The sequence below is a fragment of the Haliea sp. genome, from assembly GCF_040221975.1.
In the GTDB taxonomy this organism is placed as follows: Bacteria; Pseudomonadota; Gammaproteobacteria; order Pseudomonadales; family Halieaceae; genus Haliea.
On the sequence record NZ_JAVJWR010000036.1, the window covers coordinates 87,550 to 104,112 of the forward strand.

Below are 16,563 nucleotides of genomic sequence, written 5' to 3' on the forward strand. Positions count from 1 at the left end.
GCATGAAGCGCGGCTCCGGGGACCAGCCTGACGCCCTGTGCCCGATCGTCGATCTGGCGCCGGTGGCGGATTTTCTCCGCCAGACCCCGCCTTTTCGGGAGTTGCCCGCGGCCGAACTGGAGGAAGCCCTGGCGGCACTCCGCATCAGCTACCACGTGCACGGCAGCCGCCTGGCTGTGGAGGCACCGGAGCAGGGCCTGCGCATTGTCCGCAGCGGTGCGGTTGACCTGCGCGATGGAGACCACAAGCTGCTTGACCGGCTGGGTGAGGGGGAAAGCTTTCACCTCGGTGGCCTGAACGCCGGCCGGGCGGATGTCAACGCCATCGTCATCGAGGATGCCCTGCTCTACCTGCTGCCGGACGCAGTCTACCAGCGCCTGCGCCGGCGCAACCGCTCCTTCGATCGCCACTTCAGCAGCCAGCGCAGCCGCCGCCTGCGGCGGGCGGCCCGCCACCAGCCAGCTGCAAATACCTTGTTGCAAGACCTGCGCGACAGCATGAGTACGGACTTGCTGACCGTCGCCCCTAACGACTCCGTGCAGGACGTGGCCAGGGCCATGACCGTGCGCCGGGTGTCCTCTGCCCTGATCCTGGAGAGAGGCGCGCTCGCGGGCATCATCACCGACCGCGACCTGCGCACACGCCACGTGGCAGAGGCGCTGCCCGCCAGTACGCAGGTCGCGGCGGTGATGTCTCCGGCCCCCGAAACCATCGACGCCGACAGCACCCTGTTTGACGCCACCCTGCTGATGACCCGCCGCGGTTACCACCATCTGCCGGTAACCGAAGAGGGCCATCTGGTGGGAATCATTACCAGCTCCGATCTGATCCTGGCGCGCCAGGATGACCCCGTTTACCTGGTCCAGCATGTCTCGCGCCAGGACTGCGCCGAAGACATCCGCGAGGTACTCGCCGGGCTGCCGCAACTGGTACTGCAGTGGCACCAGGCCGGCATGCGCGCACCGCAGCTTGGCCGGGTCCTGACCGCCATTACCGATGCTGTCACCCTGCGCCTGATCCAGCTGGCGGAGGCGGAGCTCGGCCCGGCCCCGGCAGCCTGGTGCTGGGCTGCTTTTGGTTCCCAGGCCCGCGCCGAACAGCTGTTGGGCGCCGACCAGGACAATGGCATGATCCTGGCCGATGATACCCGGCCGGAGCATGCACCCTGGTTTGCCGCACTCGCTCGCAAGGTGTGCGACGGACTCAACCTGTGCGGGTACCCCTACTGCAACGGCGATGTCATGGCGACCACGGACAGCTGGCGCCAGCCACTGTCGCAGTGGCGGGAAACCGTGCGCCGCTGGGCCGCCACCCCGACCCCGGACGCGGTGATGCGGGTGAGCATTTTCTTCGACCTGCGGCCAATCCATGGCGATGCCGGTCTCTGCGACGCGCTGCAGGCAGAGATGCTGCAACAGGCCTCGCACAACTCCATCTTCCTGGCGGCGCTGGCAGCCAACGCCCTCGACAACAGCCCGCCCCTGGGGATTTTCCGCCGCTTTGTGGTAGAGCGCGACGGCGAACACCGGGACGCGGTGGATCTGAAAAAACGCGGCGTCCTGCCGCTGACCGATATTGCGCGCCTGCACGCCATTGCCCACCGGGTTACAGCGGTGAATACGGACGAAAGGCTGCAGGCACTGGCCCGGGGCCAGCACCTGGCCATGACCGACAGCCGCAATCTGGCCGACGCCCTGCATTGCATCCAGCAGCAGCGTCTGCAGCAGCAGTGTGAGCAGCTGCTGCGCGGTGACAAACCCGACAACTTCCTCAACCCGCGCGGGCTGCCAACCATGGCGCGGGAGCAGTTGCGGGACGCCTTTACCATTGTTGACCAGGCCCAGGCCGCGCTGCGCCTGACCTACAGGGCGGGCCTGGGCTGATGTGGCTGGCGCTGCGACGGCTGGGCTGGGCGCGGCGGGTAGCGGGGACGCCACTGCAGGCCTGCTGGCGCGAGCCGCTACCCGGGCGTCGCAGTGACTGGCGCTCGCTGTCGTTCCTGGCCTGCGATGCGGAAATGTCCTCGCTGGATCCGCGCCAGGGGGAGCTGTTGAGCCTGGGCTGGGTCACCGTTGCCGGAGGCGCCGTACAGTTGGGCACTGCCCGTCACCACCTCCTCGCCAGCGAGCGCAGCGTTGGCCAGAGCGCCACCGTCCACCAGATACACGACCGCGAACTTGCGGGGGCCGCGTCTCCCGCCACGGCAATGGCTGCACTGCTGCAGGCGGCCGCGGGCAAGGTACTGGTATTGCATCATGCACCGCTGGACCTCGCCTACCTAAACCGCCTCAGCCGCCAGCTCTATGGCGCGCCGCTGCTGCTACCGGTGGTGGATACACTGGCGCTGGAACGGGCGCAGCGGGAGCGCCGGAGCAGCCCCCTCACGCCGGGTGCGCTGACTCTACAGGCTTGCCGCGCCCACTACGGACTACCGGGCCACGGGGCACACAATGCCCTGCTGGATGCACTTGCCACGGCGGAGTTGCTGCTGGCGCAGATTGCCCACCGCAGCGGCGGCGGCAGGCTTTCCCTGGCCGACCTGCGCTGAACAGCGCTGGTCAGCTGACCGGGTGCGCCCGGTTGGCCACCAGGTGGTCCACCACCGAGGGGTCCGCCAGGGTGCTGGTATCACCGAGGTTGCCGACCTCGTTCTCGGCAATCTTGCGCAGGATACGGCGCATGATCTTGCCGGAGCGGGTCTTGGGCAGCCCCGGCGCCCACTGGATCACATCCGGCTTGGCGATGGCGCCGATTTCCTCGGCGCACAGGGCCACCAGCTCCTTGCGCAGCTCCTCGCTGGGTTCCACCCCATCCATGGGCGTGACAAAGCAGTAGATGCCCTGGCCCTTGATGTCGTGGGGATACCCCACCACCGCGGCCTCTGCGATGTCCTCGTGCAGTACCAGGGCGCTTTCGACTTCGGCGGTACCCATGCGGTGGCCGGAGACATTGAGCACATCGTCCACCCGCCCGGTGATCCAGTAGTAGCCGTCCGCATCGCGGGTCGCGCCATCGCCGGTGAAGTAGTAGCCGGGATAGTGACTGAAGTAGGTATCGACCATGCGCTGATGATCGCCGTAGATGGTACGGATCTGGCTGGGCCATGAGGCCTTGATCACCAGGTAGCCGGCACCGGGTCCGTCGATTTCGCTGCCATCCTCGTTCAGCAGGGCCAGCTGCACGCCAAAGAAGGGCATGCTGGCGGCGCCGGGCTTGAGAGCCGTGGCCCCGGGCAGGGGGGTAATCATCTGCGCGCCGGTCTCGGTCTGCCACCAGGTATCGACAATCGGGCAGCGGGAGTCGCCCACGGTGCGGTAGTACCACTCCCAGGCCTCCGGGTTGATCGGCTCGCCGACCGAACCCAGCAGGCGCAGGCTGGCCCGTGAGCTGCGCTTCACCGGCGCGTCGCCGTGGGCGTGCAGGGAGCGAATTGCGGTGGGCGCAGTATAAAAGGTATTGACCTGATGCTTGTCCACTACCTCCCAGCAGCGGCCGGAGTCGGGGTAGGTGGGCACCCCCTCGAACATCAGCGTGGTGGCACCGTTGGCCAACGGGCCGTAAAGAATGTAGGTGTGGCCGGTCACCCAGCCCACATCCGCGGTACACCAGAACACCTCCCCCTCGCGATAGTCGAAGGTGTACTTGAAGGTCATGGCGGCCTGCAACAAGTAGCCCCCGGTCGTGTGCAGCACTCCCTTGGGCTTGCCGGTGGAGCCGGAGGTATAGAGGATGAACAGCGGGTCTTCCGCGTCCATGCTCTCGGGCTCACACACCGTGTCCGCGGCGACAGTGGCCTCCCGGTAGCAGACGTCGCGGCCTTCCTGCCAGTCGACCTCCGCCTCCGTCACCCGCGCCACAATGCAGGTATGCACGTTGGGGCAGGACTCCAGCGCCTTGTCGACATTGGCTTTCAGGGCGATGGTCTTGCCACCGCGACGGCCTTCATCGGCGGTGATGACGGTCTGGCAGTCCGCGTCCTGGATCCGGTCCACAATTGCCGTCGGGGAGAAGCCGCCGAACACCACGGAATGGATGGCACCGATACGCGTGCAGGCCAGCATGGCGTAGGCCGCTTCCGGTACCATGGGCATGTAGATGCACACCCGGTCGCCCTTTTTCACCCCCCGCACCCGCAGCACGTTGGCCAGGCGACAGACCTGCTCGTGCAGCTCCCTATAGGTGATCTTCTGGCTGGCGGACGGATCATCGCCCTCCCAGATCAGGGCAGTCTGGTCGGCGCGGCTGGCCAGGTGGCGATCGATGCAATTGACACTGACATTGAGCTTGCCGCCGGCAAACCAGCTGGCCCGCCCCTCGCGGAAATCATAGTCGACCACGGTGTCCCAGGGCTGGTCCCAGCTCAGGAACTCGCGCGCCTGCTCGTCCCAGAACGCGGCCGGATCCTCCACCGAGCGCTGATACATTTCACGATAGCGCTCAGGCGTGATGTGGGCGTCGCGGAAGTGTTCGGGAACCGGATGAACAGGGAAATTTGACATGTTATGGGATCGCTTCTGGAAAAATGTTGCACCGATGATACTGCCTGATCAGCGCGGTGCAAGCGGCACACCCGCCCGCTGCCCGCGCCCGCCTGCTCAGCCCAGCCAGACCCAGTGATCGCCCGCCTCTTCCTGCCTGGCGCGACCTTCCGCCGCCAGTTTGATCAGGTGCGCGGCCAGCGACAGCTTGGCCCACTCGTGACGGGCCGCGTCGACATCGTCATAGACCACTTTCACCAGGGCATCGAGATCGCCCTCGCCGAGGGCAGACAAGCCCGCAACCACCTTGCGCTCCCTCGCCAGCCGGTGCTCCACCAGCCCGGCAACTTCCTCACGGGGGCTGTGGATAAGGTCGCCATGCCCGGGCGCAATGCTTTGCAGTGGGTAGTCCAGCAGCAGCCGCAGGGACTCGATGTAGGCCTTCATGTCGCCACCCGGTGGCACAATCACCACGGTGGACCCGTTCATGATGTGATCGCCGGCAAACAGCATGCCGTCCTCTTCCAGCAGGAAGCAGTAGTGGTTGTTGACGTGACCGGGGGTGTGCAGCGCGCGCAGGGTGAATTCCGGGGCCTGCAGCACCCAGTCATGGGACAGCTCCAGGGTCGGCTGGAAGGTGTCATCCTGGAAACGGTCGTCCGCCGGCAGGGCGCCGATCACCTCGGCGCCCGTGGCAGCAGCCAGCGCCTGCCAGGCGGGGGAGTGGTCCGGGTGGGTATGGGTGCAGACGATCCAGCGAATCCTGCCCTCCGCCGCCGCCAGGATAGCGTCAACGTGCTCCGGAATGGCCGGGCCGGGGTCCAGCACCGCGACCTGATCATGGCCCAGCAGATAGGTGTTGGTACCGGGTCCGGTCATCATGCCGGGGTTCGGCGCCACCAGCCGCCGCACGCGGCTGTTGAGCGTAAAGGGAATACCGTGTTCGAACATTGCGTCAGACCATATCGCGGATGGGTACCAGCGGATTGACATCCGCCTCGTAGTCGACCCCGTCCACCTCGAAGCCGAACAGTTGCAGGAACTCGCGGCGATAGCCGGCGAAGTCCGACAGCTGGTGCAGATTGTCCGTGTCTATCTGCTGCCACAGCTGCGCGACTTCCGCCTGTACCGCCGGGTCCAGCTCCTTGCCGTCCGCACGCAGCCGGCCCTCCTCATCCAGCTGCGGGGCAGGGCTGTAGAGGGAATTGCGGAACAGGCTGTCAATCTGTTCGATACAACCCTCGTGGCTGCCGCGCGCCTTCATCACCTTGAACAGGATCGCCAGGTAGATCGGCATCGCGGGAATGGCGGCGCTGGCCTGGGTCACCACGGCCTTGAGCACCGACACCCGGGCATCACCGCCCTTGGCCGCGAGCCGCTCGCGAATGCCGACCACGCGTCGGTCCAGATCCTGCTTGGCCGCACCGATGGTGCCGTGCCAGTAGATGTCCCAGGTCATCTTCTCGCCGATGTAGGTGTAGGCCGTGGTCTTCGCGCCCTCGGCCAGCACGCCGGCCTCGTCCAGGGCGTCGATCCACATTTGCCAGTCCTCGCCACCCATGACGGCGACGGTATTGTCGATCTCCTCCTGGCTGGCGGGCTCCAGATGGAAGTCCTGCACTTCCTGCTTGTCCGTATTGACGCCCTTCTGCACTGTCGGCTTGCCGATCGGCTTCAGGGTGGATGTGTGGATGACCCCGGTTACCGGATGCTGGCGCCGCGGTGCCGCCAGGCTGTAGACCACCAGGTCGACCTGGCCCAGGTCCTCGCGGATGGTGGCGATGGCTTTCTGCTTGATCTCGTCGCTGAAAGCGTCGCCGTTGATGCTTTTCGCGTACAGGCCCTCGGCCTCGGCGGCGCTGTGGAAAGCGGCACTGTTGTACCAGCCGGCGGTGCCGGGCTTGGTCTCGGTACCTTCCTTCTCGAAGAAAATGCCGAGGGTGGCGGCGCCGGCGCCAAAGGCCGCGGTGATCCGCGAGGCCAGGCCATAGCCGGTGGAGGCGCCGATCACCAACACACGCTTCGGTCCATTCTCGATGGCACCGTGTGACCTCACGTGGTCAATCTGGTGACGGACGTTGGCGGCACAGCCAAGCGGGTGGGTGGTGGTACAGAGAAAGCCGCGTACGCGGGGTTTGATGATCATGATTGGTCGCTTTCCTGGTTCTGTTAGAAACTGTCAGACCCCGCCAGGGGCGCAGAACGCAAGTGTATCACAGGGCGCCTGCCCGGTAGTGCCTGCGATCGGGTCGCCGCGATGCCCACCACAGCGACACAGTAACGTCACATATTGATCATCGAAACGCCATCACCCTGTCATGTAAGCCTTCCACGATTAACGGCTGTAACCAAAACACAACCATGGAGAGGAATACATGCGCATCCCGAAACCCTGGCTTCTCGCCACCTGTCTGTCCCTGCCGCTGGTACTCGCCGGCTGCGAAGGCGATGACGGCAATGACGGCGCGGCGGGTCCCGCTGGCGCACCTGGGACACCCGGAGCGCCGGGGCAGGACGCCACCGCCAGCACGATCGCCCTCAGCTTCCTGGGCCGTTACGAAACCGGCGAATTCGATGAGAGCGCCGCCGAGATCGTGGACTATGACCCGGCCACACGCCAGGTGTTCGTGGTCAACGCCAAATCGGGCCGGCTCGATATCCTCGACATCAGCGCGCCGGAAATGCCGACCCTGACTGACTCGCTTGACGTGGCGGCAGACATTGCCAGCGCCGTCGCCGCTGTCGCCAGCGCGGACGACCTCGGCGCAGCCAACAGCGTGGCCGTATCCGGCACTACCTTGGCGGTCGCGGTAGAGGCAGCGGTGAAACAGGACAATGGCTATGTCGCGTTCTACCAGACCGACGGCACCTTCCTGTCCGCGGTCGAGGCGGGCGCCCTGCCGGACATGGTTACCTTCACGCCCGACGGCAACACGGCACTGGTAGCCAATGAAGGGGAACCCAACGGCGACTACAGCGTAGACCCTGAAGGCAGCGTCACCCTGATCGACGTCTCCGGCGGTGCCGGCACTGTCACCAGCGCCAACGTCATCCAGCTGCGCTTCACCGCCTTTAATGCCGGCGGCAACAAGTCCCTGGGCAGCGGCGTCCGCACCTCACCGAAGAGCGCCAGCGTGGCCCAGGATCTGGAGCCCGAATACATCACCGTGTCCGCGGACAGCAGCACTGCCTGGGTTGCGCTGCAGGAAAACAACGCTCTCGCGGTTATTGATGTGAACGCCAGGGAAATCAGCTCTGTGTTCGGTCTCGGTTTCAAGGACCATGGCCTGATCGGCAACGAGCTGGATGCCAGCAATCGCGACGGCGGCATCAATATCCGCCAGTGGCCCCTGCTGGGTGTCCGCATGCCGGACACTATCGACAGCTATGAATATAACGGCACCACCTACCTGGTTACCGCCAATGAGGGCGATGGCCGGGAATACCTGACCGATGCGGACAGTGCCGAGGACTGCACCGCCCAGGGTGGTTTTGACTTCGACGACGGCGACTGCTTCCATTACCTGGATGAAATCCGGGTAGGGGATATCCTCGACACTGGTGCCAGTATCGAGTTGCCCAACCTGGAGCGCTTCGCCCCGGACCTGGACACCCTGACTGACAATGCCAACCTGGGCCGCATCAAGGTCATTACGACCCTCGGCGCTCGCGACTGCCCCGCGGGCAGCCTGGAAGTCAGCGGCCAGCCGACCGCGGGCTGCGTCTACGAGCAGCTGTACAGCTACGGCGCGCGCTCCTTCAGCATTTTCAATGGCAGCACTGGTGAACTGGTCTTCGACAGCGGCAGTGATTTCGAGACCATCACCGCCCAACGTCTCGGTGCCGACTTCAACGCCACGAATGACGAGAACGGCGGAGACAGCCGCTCGGACGACAAGGGCCCGGAGCCGGAAGCGATTGAGATTGCGCGCGTCGAGGGCAAGGTCTATGCCTTTATCGGTCTGGAGCGGGTCGGTGGCATCATGGTGTATGACATCAGCAACCCCGAAAGCGCGGAGTTCCTGCAGTACATCAACACGCGCGACTTCAGCGTGGATGTCGAAGAGCGGGTCGATGCCGGCGATTTCTCCGCGGTTGGCGATCTGGGGCCTGAGTCCATCAAGTTCATTGCCGCGAGCGACAGCCCCACCGGCGAAGCGCTGCTGGTCGTCGGCAACGAAGTCAGCGGGACCACCGCGTTGTTCGCTGTCAATCTGGTGAATAACGACTGACTCCACCCGTCTTGAACCCCGGCCCGCATGGCGCGCCGGGTTTTTTTGTTCAGGACTGGGCGAAATCTGCAGGCAGGCGGCTCTTGAGCCGATTTTTCCAGCGCCGTTTCGCGTGCCGGCGCAGGTTTGGAATGTCGTCGGTTTCGTCAAGGATGGACTGGCCGATGATGGCCTCGATGACATCCTCCATGGTCACCAGCCCCATCCAGCCGCCGTATTCGTCATAGACCAGAAACAGGTGCTGGCGCTCGTTGATAAAACGGCTCAACAACCCCTCGACATTCTCCTGGTCGCTGACCACGGTCACCGGCTTCATCAGGCTGGTGGTCGACATGGTCGGGTCCGCGCCAATGACGTCGTGGCGGAACAACAGCCCCAGGGGTATTTCGTCCTCATCCAGTACTGGGTAACGGGAGAACTGCTGGGCTTTGAGTTGCTCCACGAACTCGGCAACCGTAACCCCCGGCGACACCGTTTCACAAACGATCCTGGGCGTCATGATCTGGCGCACATTGATCTCGTGCAGATCGAGGATGTTACTGATCACCCGCTGCTCGTCGGCGTCAATCTTGTCGAGTTCGCGCCCGAGCAGGGCCAGCGCCTTGATCTCCAGGCGGATGTCGTGCTCCATGGTGTGGCCGCCAAACAGCTCCATGATGCGGTCGGACATCCAGATGAAGGGCTTGAGGATGAAGATCATGCCGTTGAGGATGGTCGGCAGGAACGGCGCCAGGTGCACCCAGTATCGGGCACCGATGGTCTTGGGCACGATCTCCGACAGCACCAGGATCAGGAGGGTCATTACCGCGGAAGCAATGCCCAGGTAAGCGTCACCGTAGAGCTTCACCACCTGTGCGCCGACACCAGTCGCTCCGACCGTATGTGCCACCGTATTCAGGGTCAGAATGGCGGCCAGCGGCTGGTCGATCTGGTCCTTGAGTACTCGCAGACGCTCCCACAGCTTCGGCCGCGCCACTTTCTGCTGCGCGATGTAGCTCGGGGTAATGGAAAGCAGGGCCGCTTCGAGAATGGAACAGACAAAGGACACGGCGATGGAGAGAACCGCGAACGCGATCAGGAGGGTCATCTAAGGCTCAGGTTGCCAGGGGACGTGAGATTATTGCACGCTGAACTACCCGGGTACAGATTCAAGGATGTGCTGAAGCATCGCGGAGCCGGCCTCTCCTGCGGCTGTCCGTTGGCACCGATGGCGCTCAACGGTCGTTGCTTAACCACAGGGTCTGGTAGGGCTGTAACAGCAACTGCAGATCACGGCTGGGGTAGCGTTCACCGCTGATCAGGTCGCCCCAGCCATGATCATCGATCAGGTTGAGGTCCAGCAGGTTCAGCGGCTGCGGTTGATCGCTGATATTGCTGATACAGAAAATACTTTGCCGACGGTCCATGCTCTGGCGCCAGAACCCAAACAGCGACGCTCCCAGCTGCAGGGTGAACTGGGTGGCATTGGGGTGAAAGGCCGGTTGTGCCGCACGCAGGCGCAGCAGACTCTGCAGCCGCGTCATTACCCGATAGTGATCGCTGGCAGGATCGGCCAGCTCTGCCTCCAGTGCCGCCAGTGACCACTGGTGGCGATTAATGGCGCGACTGTGGCCACTGTGCTCTACCCGCTGGTAATCATTGCGCGTGCCCAGCAGGCTGTGGATGTACAACCCGGGAATACCCTCGAGAGCGAACATGATGGCATGGGCACAGACAAAGCGCTCCAGACCCCAGCTATCGGCGCCGCGCACAGTGCCCTGCAGCGCATCGTAGAGGGCAATATTGACCTCATAGGGACGCCGTTCATCGCCCTCAAGGGCGCGCCAGGACACCCGCCCGCCCAGAGCTTCCAACGCGGTGATCAGCGTCGACAGCTCCTCGTCGCTGAGCAGTCCTTCCGCCGGTCGCAACCCGATACCGTCGTGAGAGGCAATAAAGTTGAAGTAGGTGGTGCCATTCTGGGCCGGCGGCATGCTCATCAGCCACTGCCGCAGGTAGGTGCAGTCGCCGGTGAGCAGGGTATTGAGCAACAGCGGCGGCAGCGAGAAATTGTAGACGCAGTGGGCCTCGTTGGCGTTGCCGAAATAGGACAGGTTTTCGCGATTGGGGATGTTGGTCTCGGTGATCAGGATGGCATCCGCGCGCGCATGCTCCAGCAGGGTTCGCAGCAGGCGCACCACCTCGTGGGTCTGCTCCAGGTTCAGGCAACTGGTGCCAGGAATCTTCCACAGGAACGCAATGGCATCGAGGCGCAGGATACGCACCCCCCGATCCAGATACAGGCGCAGGATGGCGACAAACTGCCGCAGCACCTCCGGATTGCGGAAATCGAGATCCACCTGGTCGTGGCTGAAGGTACACCACACATGCCGGGTGCCCCGCGCCGTTTCCACCTCCCGCAACAGGGGCGAGGTGCGCGGGCGCACCACCGCTGACAGGTCGGTGTCAGGGGGCACCGTGAAAAAGTAGTCGCGGCCGGGATCTTCATCGCGGAGAAAGTTCTCGAACCAGGGGCTGCGACTGGAACAATGGTTGATGACCAGGTCCGCCATCAGGTCGAAATCATCGGCAATGGCGCCGATGTCCTCCCAGCTCCCCAGGGCCTCGTTGACGCTGGAGTAGTCCAGCACGGCGAAGCCATCGTCCGAGGTCCAGGGATAGAACGGCAGAATATGCACACCGCTGAGCACACCCCGCGCATGCTCCTCCAGAAACCGCTTCAGCGTGTGCAGCGGCTTCTCCCCGGGCGCGTGCAGACTGTCGCCGTAGGTGATCAGCAGGGCATCGCGCTCGCTCCAGTGATTGCTGTGGGGCCGGGGCGGCTCGCCCACTTCCTCCAGGCCCATGGCCGCCAGCAGTTGCTCCACCAGCGCCGCATCCGGGCGCACCGCGGGCAAGCCTTCATAGATCACCTGCAAATGCTGCAACAGACGCTCCCGAAGTCGCTGCAGGGGGCTGTCGACCGCGCTATCCACTGGCGCCACCGAACTCGGCCTGGTCCTGCTCAACGGCGTCCCGCAACCGCTCGAGAACATCCGGTATGGCGCTGGTTACCCGGTTCCAGCTGGGAATGAATGGCCGCTCCATCGGGTACTCCAGGAACGCTTCCCCGGCCTTCATGATGTTTTCTGCAAACATCTCCACCGCCATTTCCTCATTGTGGATGTCCAGGGTAAGGCCGTTCATCACCGCGTCGTTGTGGTAGGTCTCCACGAAGTCCAGGGCGATCCGGTAGTAGGTGGCCTTGAGCGAGCGGAAGGTCTCGCTGTTGAAGGTCACCCCGCGGGTGGCCAGCTTGCGGAACAGGGCCTTGGCGATATCGATGGACATCTTCGACAGGCCGCTGCTGGCGTCATCCCGCGACATCTCCTGGTGCTTGTGATCGTAGACGTCGGCGATATCCACCTGGCACAGACGGTTGTTGGCGTAGTTGCGGTGCACCTCCGACAGCACGCCGATTTCCAGCCCCCAGTCGCTGGGGATACGGATATCCGTCAGCACATCCCGGCGGAAGGAGAACTCCCCCGCCAGCGGATAGCGGAAGCTGTCCATGTAGTCCAGGTACTCCATGTCGCCGAGGATTTTCTTCAGGGCGCGCAGCAGTGGTGTCACCAGCAGACGGCTGACCCGGCCGTTGATCTTGCCGTCCGCCACCCGGGCGTAGTAACCCTTGCAGAATTCGTAATTGAATTGCGGGTTCGCCACCGGGTAGATCAACCGCGCCAGCAGGCCGCGGTCGTAGGTGAGAATATCGCAGTCGTGCAGGGCCACGGACTCGGCGCGCCCGGACGCCAGGGTGTAGCCCATGCAGTACCAGACGTTGCGGCCCTTGCCCAGTTCCCGCGGCGCCAGATCCCGGGCCTGCAGTTCGGCATCCAGTGCCCTGAGCCGGGGGCCGTCGTTCCACAGCACCCGATGACGCTGGGGCAGCTTGTCGAAGAACGCCAGGGCATGCCGGTACTGCGCCTCGTCGGCCCGGTCCAGCCCGATCACGATCTCCGCCAGGTACGGCACCGCCCGCAACTGCTCGACAATACGCGGCAGAGCCTCGCCCTCCAGCTCGGAAAACAGGGAGGGCAGGATCAGGCCCAGCGGCCGGGTGCGGGAGAAGCGCAGCAGCTCCTGCTCCATCTCGTCAATCGAGCGGTGAGACAGGTTGTGCAGGGTGGTAATGATGCCGTTCTGGTAGAAATCGCCCATGGCGGTCACTCCTGTGATGTCGGGTCCAGGCGCTGCAACCAGTCCAGCACTCCCTCGGCCCACCCCGCCGGCCCGAAGGCCCGGCTGTAGCGGGCAGCCTCCTGCCGCTGCAGCGGCGGAAAACCGTGCACCGGCGAGCGGATAACCAGGGCATGCCGGGCACTTTCCAGCATGGCGCTGTCGTTGGCGCTGTCGCCTATGGCCAGGTCATGCACATCCCGTGCCGGATTGTCCCGCTGGTAGCAATCGCGCAGCCAACGTAGCGCCAGCCCCTTGTCACAGTCCCCGGCAACACTGAGGAAGCGCCCACCCTGCAGCACCGTGGCGCCGCGACTGGCCAGTGCCGCCACAAAGGCTTCACGGCGCTCATCGCTGCCCCGCCACAGCACTGGTTCACTGTAGTCCCGTTGCAGGGCACGTGTTGCTGCCTCGCGATCCAGGCCGGTCGCCGCCATCACCCCGTCCAGGCCCATGGCCTCGAAATGGGTGAATTGCCCTGCAAACTCAGGCTGCAGCCCATCCAGCGCCGCCAGCCATCGCTGCCTGGGCGGCGCGAACTCGTGAACCCAGCCAGCGCCATCGGACCTGCAGTCGGGCGGCGGCTGCGCCAGGCTGGCGTCGGGGATAAACACCGCGGCGCCGTTTTCCACGATGAAAGGGTCGCGGTTGCCCAGCTGCGCGCGCAGTGGCTCGATCTCGGCGCGGGTCTTGCTGCTGCAAAGGATCAGCGGTATCCCGCGTTCGCGCAGAGCCGCAACGGCTGGCAGAGCGGGTTCAAAGCTGTAATCGTCGTGGTCCAGCAACGATCCGTCCAGGTCGCTGAACACCAGCAGCAGCGGCGTCACGCCGGCACCCCGGGGCCGCGCCAGGCGCTGATCTGTCGCTCGCGATCCAGCTCCCAGACCACGTCCATCCGTGGCGGCAGGGTGGCCAGGCAGTGCCGCGTCAGGCGCTCGTAGTGCTGCACGAAGCGCGCCAGGGCCGGCTCGTCCATGACCCGGTTGCCGCCGGCCCGCCGCGGTCCAGCAGCCAGCTTGCGCTCCTGCTCGCTGCGCCAGCGCAGCACTTCATCGAAGGACGGCGCGCGCAGCATCAGCCACCGGTCCACCCGCTGATGCAGTCGGGCATAGGCCCCCGCCAGGCAGTCATTGGCGTAGCGGCGCCAGCGCCCGTCGCTGTCTTCCTCCCGCTCCAGCGCGTTGCAGGGAGTGGCGAGTGCCTCCGGTGCCTGCGGACGTGCTCCCAGGCACCAGCCTTCCAGCAGGATGATATCCAGCGGCGGCTGCACCCGCGGCCACTGTGCAGCGGGCAGGCGGTCGTCCCGGGCCTTGTCGAAACGGGGCGCCGCCACCGGCAGGGTGCCGGGAGCGGAACCCAGTGCGTCGAGGGTCTGCAGCAGCAGCGGGACATCGTGGGTGCCCGGCACGCCCCGGGTGAGCAACAGGGGGTGCACCTGGGCTGCCAGCTGCTGCCGTTCAGTGCGGGTCAGGTAGACATCGTCGATCGACAGGGACAGGGCGCGCAGACCCGCTTCCTGCACCAGCCACTGGCACAGGTAGTCGCTGAGTGTGGTCTTGCCCGAACCCTGCGCACCATTAATGCCCACCAGTAGCGGACGGCTTGCACCGAAACAGTGCGCAGCCAGCTGGACGGCTACCGGGTCGAACCAGCGCCCGGCCTCGTCGAGATAGTCTGCCGGCAGCACCTGCTGCTGCAAAAATCGTGCGCGCCAGCCCGCAGCTGCGCGATCCTTCCCCATCACTCCCCTCTTCTGGTTACCTGCCTGTACATAGTGTACTGCAGGTGGCGTGCCAGCCTTCATCCGGTTCCGAGCAACGAGTGGGGAAAGCGTTCTGTTCGCGCTCAGGCAACCCCGCATGAAACCGGGAAACGAACCGCAGGCATCCGCCTCCTACAGCAGCAGGCGGCGGATATCCCCGAGCAGGGCCACCAGCTGGGTACAGAAGCGGCCGGCATCGCCGCCGTTGATCACCCGGTGGTCGTAGGACAGTGACAGGGGCAAGAGGGTGCGGGGCTGGAAGGCCTGACCGTCCCAGACCGGCTTCACGCTGGCCCGGGACACGCCAAGGATACCCACTTCCGGAGTGTTGACGATGGGCGAGAAGCCGTTGCCACCGATACCGCCGAGGCTGGAAATGGTAAAACAGCCACCCTGCATCTCCGCCGGCTTGAGCTTGCGCTCGCGGGCTTTTTCCGCCATTTCCAGCACCTCCTCGGCAAGCTGCCAGAGGGTCTTCTGGTCCACGTCACGAATGACCGGCACCATCAGGCCTGCCGGGGTGTCCACTGCCATGCCGATGTGGATGTAGCGCTTGTAGATCAGGTTTTCGCCATCCGCTGACAGGGAGGCGTTGAGCTTGGGGTTGTCGCGCAGGGCGATGGCACAGGCCTTGAGCAGGAACGGCATCGGGGTCAACTTGGTGCCACGCTGCTCTGCCTCGGCCTTGAGCCCCTTGCGGAAGTCCTCCAGTTCGGTGATGTCCGCATCGTCAAACTGGGTGACATGGGGCACGTTGAGCCAGCTGCGGTGCATGTTGGTGGCGGTGAGCTTGTCCAGCTTGGTGCGAGGCACTTCCTCAACGTCGCCAAAGGCACTGAAATCCACTTCCGGTACCGCGGGGATTCCAGAACCCGAGGTCACCGCGGCCGACTTGCCGCTCAACGCGCGCTGGACGAAACTCTGCACGTCCTCCTTCAGCACCCGCTCGCGGGGACCGCTGCCGGTTACCTTGCTGAGTTCCACCCCCAACTCCCGGGCCATCTTGCGCACGGCCGGGCCGGCGTAAACCAGCTGCTCGTCCGCCGCTACCCTGGGCTGAGTGGCTTCCGCCGGGGTTACCCGATCGGTAGCCGAACGCCTTGCAGGCTGCTCAGGCGCGGCCTTGCCTTCGCTCTCGCCCGGTGCAGCTGCCCCGGTGTCTGCAGACGTGTCAGAAGCTGCGTCAGCCTCACTGGCGCCGGCACCCCCGGCCGCAGCCTCCAGCACCACCAGCGGATCGCCCTGGCGCACCGCACTGCCTTCCTTGACCAGCCACTTCAGCACCTTGCCGGCGTGGGGGGAGGGCACCTCCATGGACGCCTTGTCCGATTCCAGCACCACCAGCGAGTCCCCTTCGGCGACCTCATCGCCGACCTTGACGCTGAACTCGATCAGATCCACATCATCATCGGTGCCGATATCGGGCACAGTAACGGTAATCTCCTGGACCTCGCCACCCGTCGCATCCGCGGCGTCACTGGCATCCTTGCCTGCTGCGTCGGCACCTGATGCCTGTTTCTCGTTTTTGTCAGCGGCGTCGGGGGCGGGCTGCTTCGGCGGCTCTGCGGACTCCCCGGACTCCCCGGATTCCTTGGACTCCTCCGGTTGTTCGGCCTCCTCGTCCGCGGTCTCCACCACCAGAATGGGCTCACCCTCGGCCAGTTCATCGCCCACCTGCACCAGCACCTGCAGCACCTTGCCGGCCACATCCGACGGAATCTCCATTGATGCCTTGTCCGACTCCAGCACCAGCAAGCCCTGCTCCAGTTCGATCTCGTCACCGACCGCCACCAGCAATTCGATCACTTCCGCGCCTTCGGCGCCGCCGATGTCCGGTACCGTTACCTGTTTCTTAGCCATGCGCTTCGTTTCC

12 protein-coding genes are annotated in these 16,563 nt (G+C 64.8%); 3 read left to right on the forward strand and 9 right to left on the reverse strand.

Annotated features, from left to right (window positions below):
* Window positions 1–2 precede the first annotated feature (2 nt).
* Window positions 3–1,883, forward strand: a complete 1,881-nt coding sequence (locus RLO07_RS18645; RefSeq protein WP_462293655.1) for a DUF294 nucleotidyltransferase-like domain-containing protein — start codon at window positions 3–5, stop codon at window positions 1,881–1,883.
* Window positions 1,883–2,548 (forward strand): 3'-5' exonuclease, encoded by a 666-nt coding sequence (locus tag RLO07_RS18650; protein ID WP_462293656.1) that lies wholly within the window; start codon window positions 1,883–1,885, stop codon window positions 2,546–2,548. The genes RLO07_RS18645 and RLO07_RS18650 overlap by 1 nt, the downstream gene beginning before the upstream one ends.
* A 10-nt stretch (window positions 2,549–2,558) precedes the next feature.
* Here the strand turns inward: RLO07_RS18650 and acs are convergent, their stop codons facing one another.
* The 3 genes from acs to fabV form a co-directional block, all read right to left on the reverse strand.
* Entirely contained in the window at window positions 2,559–4,499 is a 1,941-nt protein-coding gene (gene acs, locus RLO07_RS18655; protein WP_462293657.1) for an acetate--CoA ligase, read from the reverse strand.
* A gap of 96 nt (window positions 4,500–4,595) precedes the next feature.
* Window positions 4,596–5,429, reverse strand: a complete 834-nt coding sequence (locus tag RLO07_RS18660) for an MBL fold metallo-hydrolase (RefSeq protein WP_462293658.1) — start codon at window positions 5,427–5,429, stop codon at window positions 4,596–4,598.
* 4 nt (window positions 5,430–5,433) lie between these two features.
* Window positions 5,434–6,624: an enoyl-ACP reductase FabV gene (fabV, locus tag RLO07_RS18665; protein ID WP_462293659.1), complete on the reverse strand. Its 1,191-nt coding sequence runs from the start codon at window positions 6,622–6,624 to the stop codon at window positions 5,434–5,436.
* 229 nt (window positions 6,625–6,853) lie between these two features.
* On the opposite strand from fabV, the gene RLO07_RS18670 reads away from it, so the two are divergent.
* The gene (locus tag RLO07_RS18670; RefSeq protein ID WP_462293660.1) at window positions 6,854–8,710 is read left to right on the forward strand and encodes a choice-of-anchor I family protein; all 1,857 of its coding nucleotides are present in this window, start codon (window positions 6,854–6,856) and stop codon (window positions 8,708–8,710) included.
* A 49-nt stretch (window positions 8,711–8,759) separates the two neighbouring features.
* Here the strand turns inward: RLO07_RS18670 and RLO07_RS18675 are convergent, their stop codons facing one another.
* The 6 genes from RLO07_RS18675 to aceF all read right to left on the reverse strand — a co-directional run bounded on the left by RLO07_RS18675 (window position 8,760) and on the right by aceF (window position 16,550).
* A complete protein-coding gene (locus RLO07_RS18675) occupies window positions 8,760–9,797 on the reverse strand; it encodes a CNNM domain-containing protein (RefSeq protein ID WP_462293661.1) in 1,038 nt (345 codons plus the stop codon).
* Between the two features lie 127 nt (window positions 9,798–9,924).
* Window positions 9,925–11,694 (reverse strand): sugar phosphorylase, encoded by a 1,770-nt coding sequence (locus RLO07_RS18680; RefSeq protein ID WP_462293662.1) that lies wholly within the window; start codon window positions 11,692–11,694, stop codon window positions 9,925–9,927.
* Window positions 11,678–12,910 carry a glycosyltransferase family protein gene (locus RLO07_RS18685; RefSeq protein ID WP_462293663.1) on the reverse strand — a complete coding sequence of 411 codons (1,233 nt, stop codon included), beginning with the start codon at window positions 12,908–12,910 and terminating at the stop codon, window positions 11,678–11,680. The genes RLO07_RS18680 and RLO07_RS18685 overlap by 17 nt, the downstream gene beginning before the upstream one ends.
* A gap of 5 nt (window positions 12,911–12,915) precedes the next feature.
* The gene (locus tag RLO07_RS18690; protein ID WP_462293664.1) at window positions 12,916–13,755 is read right to left on the reverse strand and encodes an HAD-IIB family hydrolase; all 840 of its coding nucleotides are present in this window, start codon (window positions 13,753–13,755) and stop codon (window positions 12,916–12,918) included.
* Window positions 13,752–14,669: a hypothetical protein gene (locus RLO07_RS18695; protein WP_462293665.1), complete on the reverse strand. Its 918-nt coding sequence runs from the start codon at window positions 14,667–14,669 to the stop codon at window positions 13,752–13,754. The genes RLO07_RS18690 and RLO07_RS18695 overlap by 4 nt, the downstream gene beginning before the upstream one ends.
* A 153-nt stretch (window positions 14,670–14,822) precedes the next feature.
* A complete protein-coding gene (gene aceF / locus RLO07_RS18700; RefSeq protein ID WP_462293666.1) occupies window positions 14,823–16,550 on the reverse strand; it encodes a dihydrolipoyllysine-residue acetyltransferase in 1,728 nt (575 codons plus the stop codon).
* Window positions 16,551–16,563: the final 13 nt, after the last annotated feature.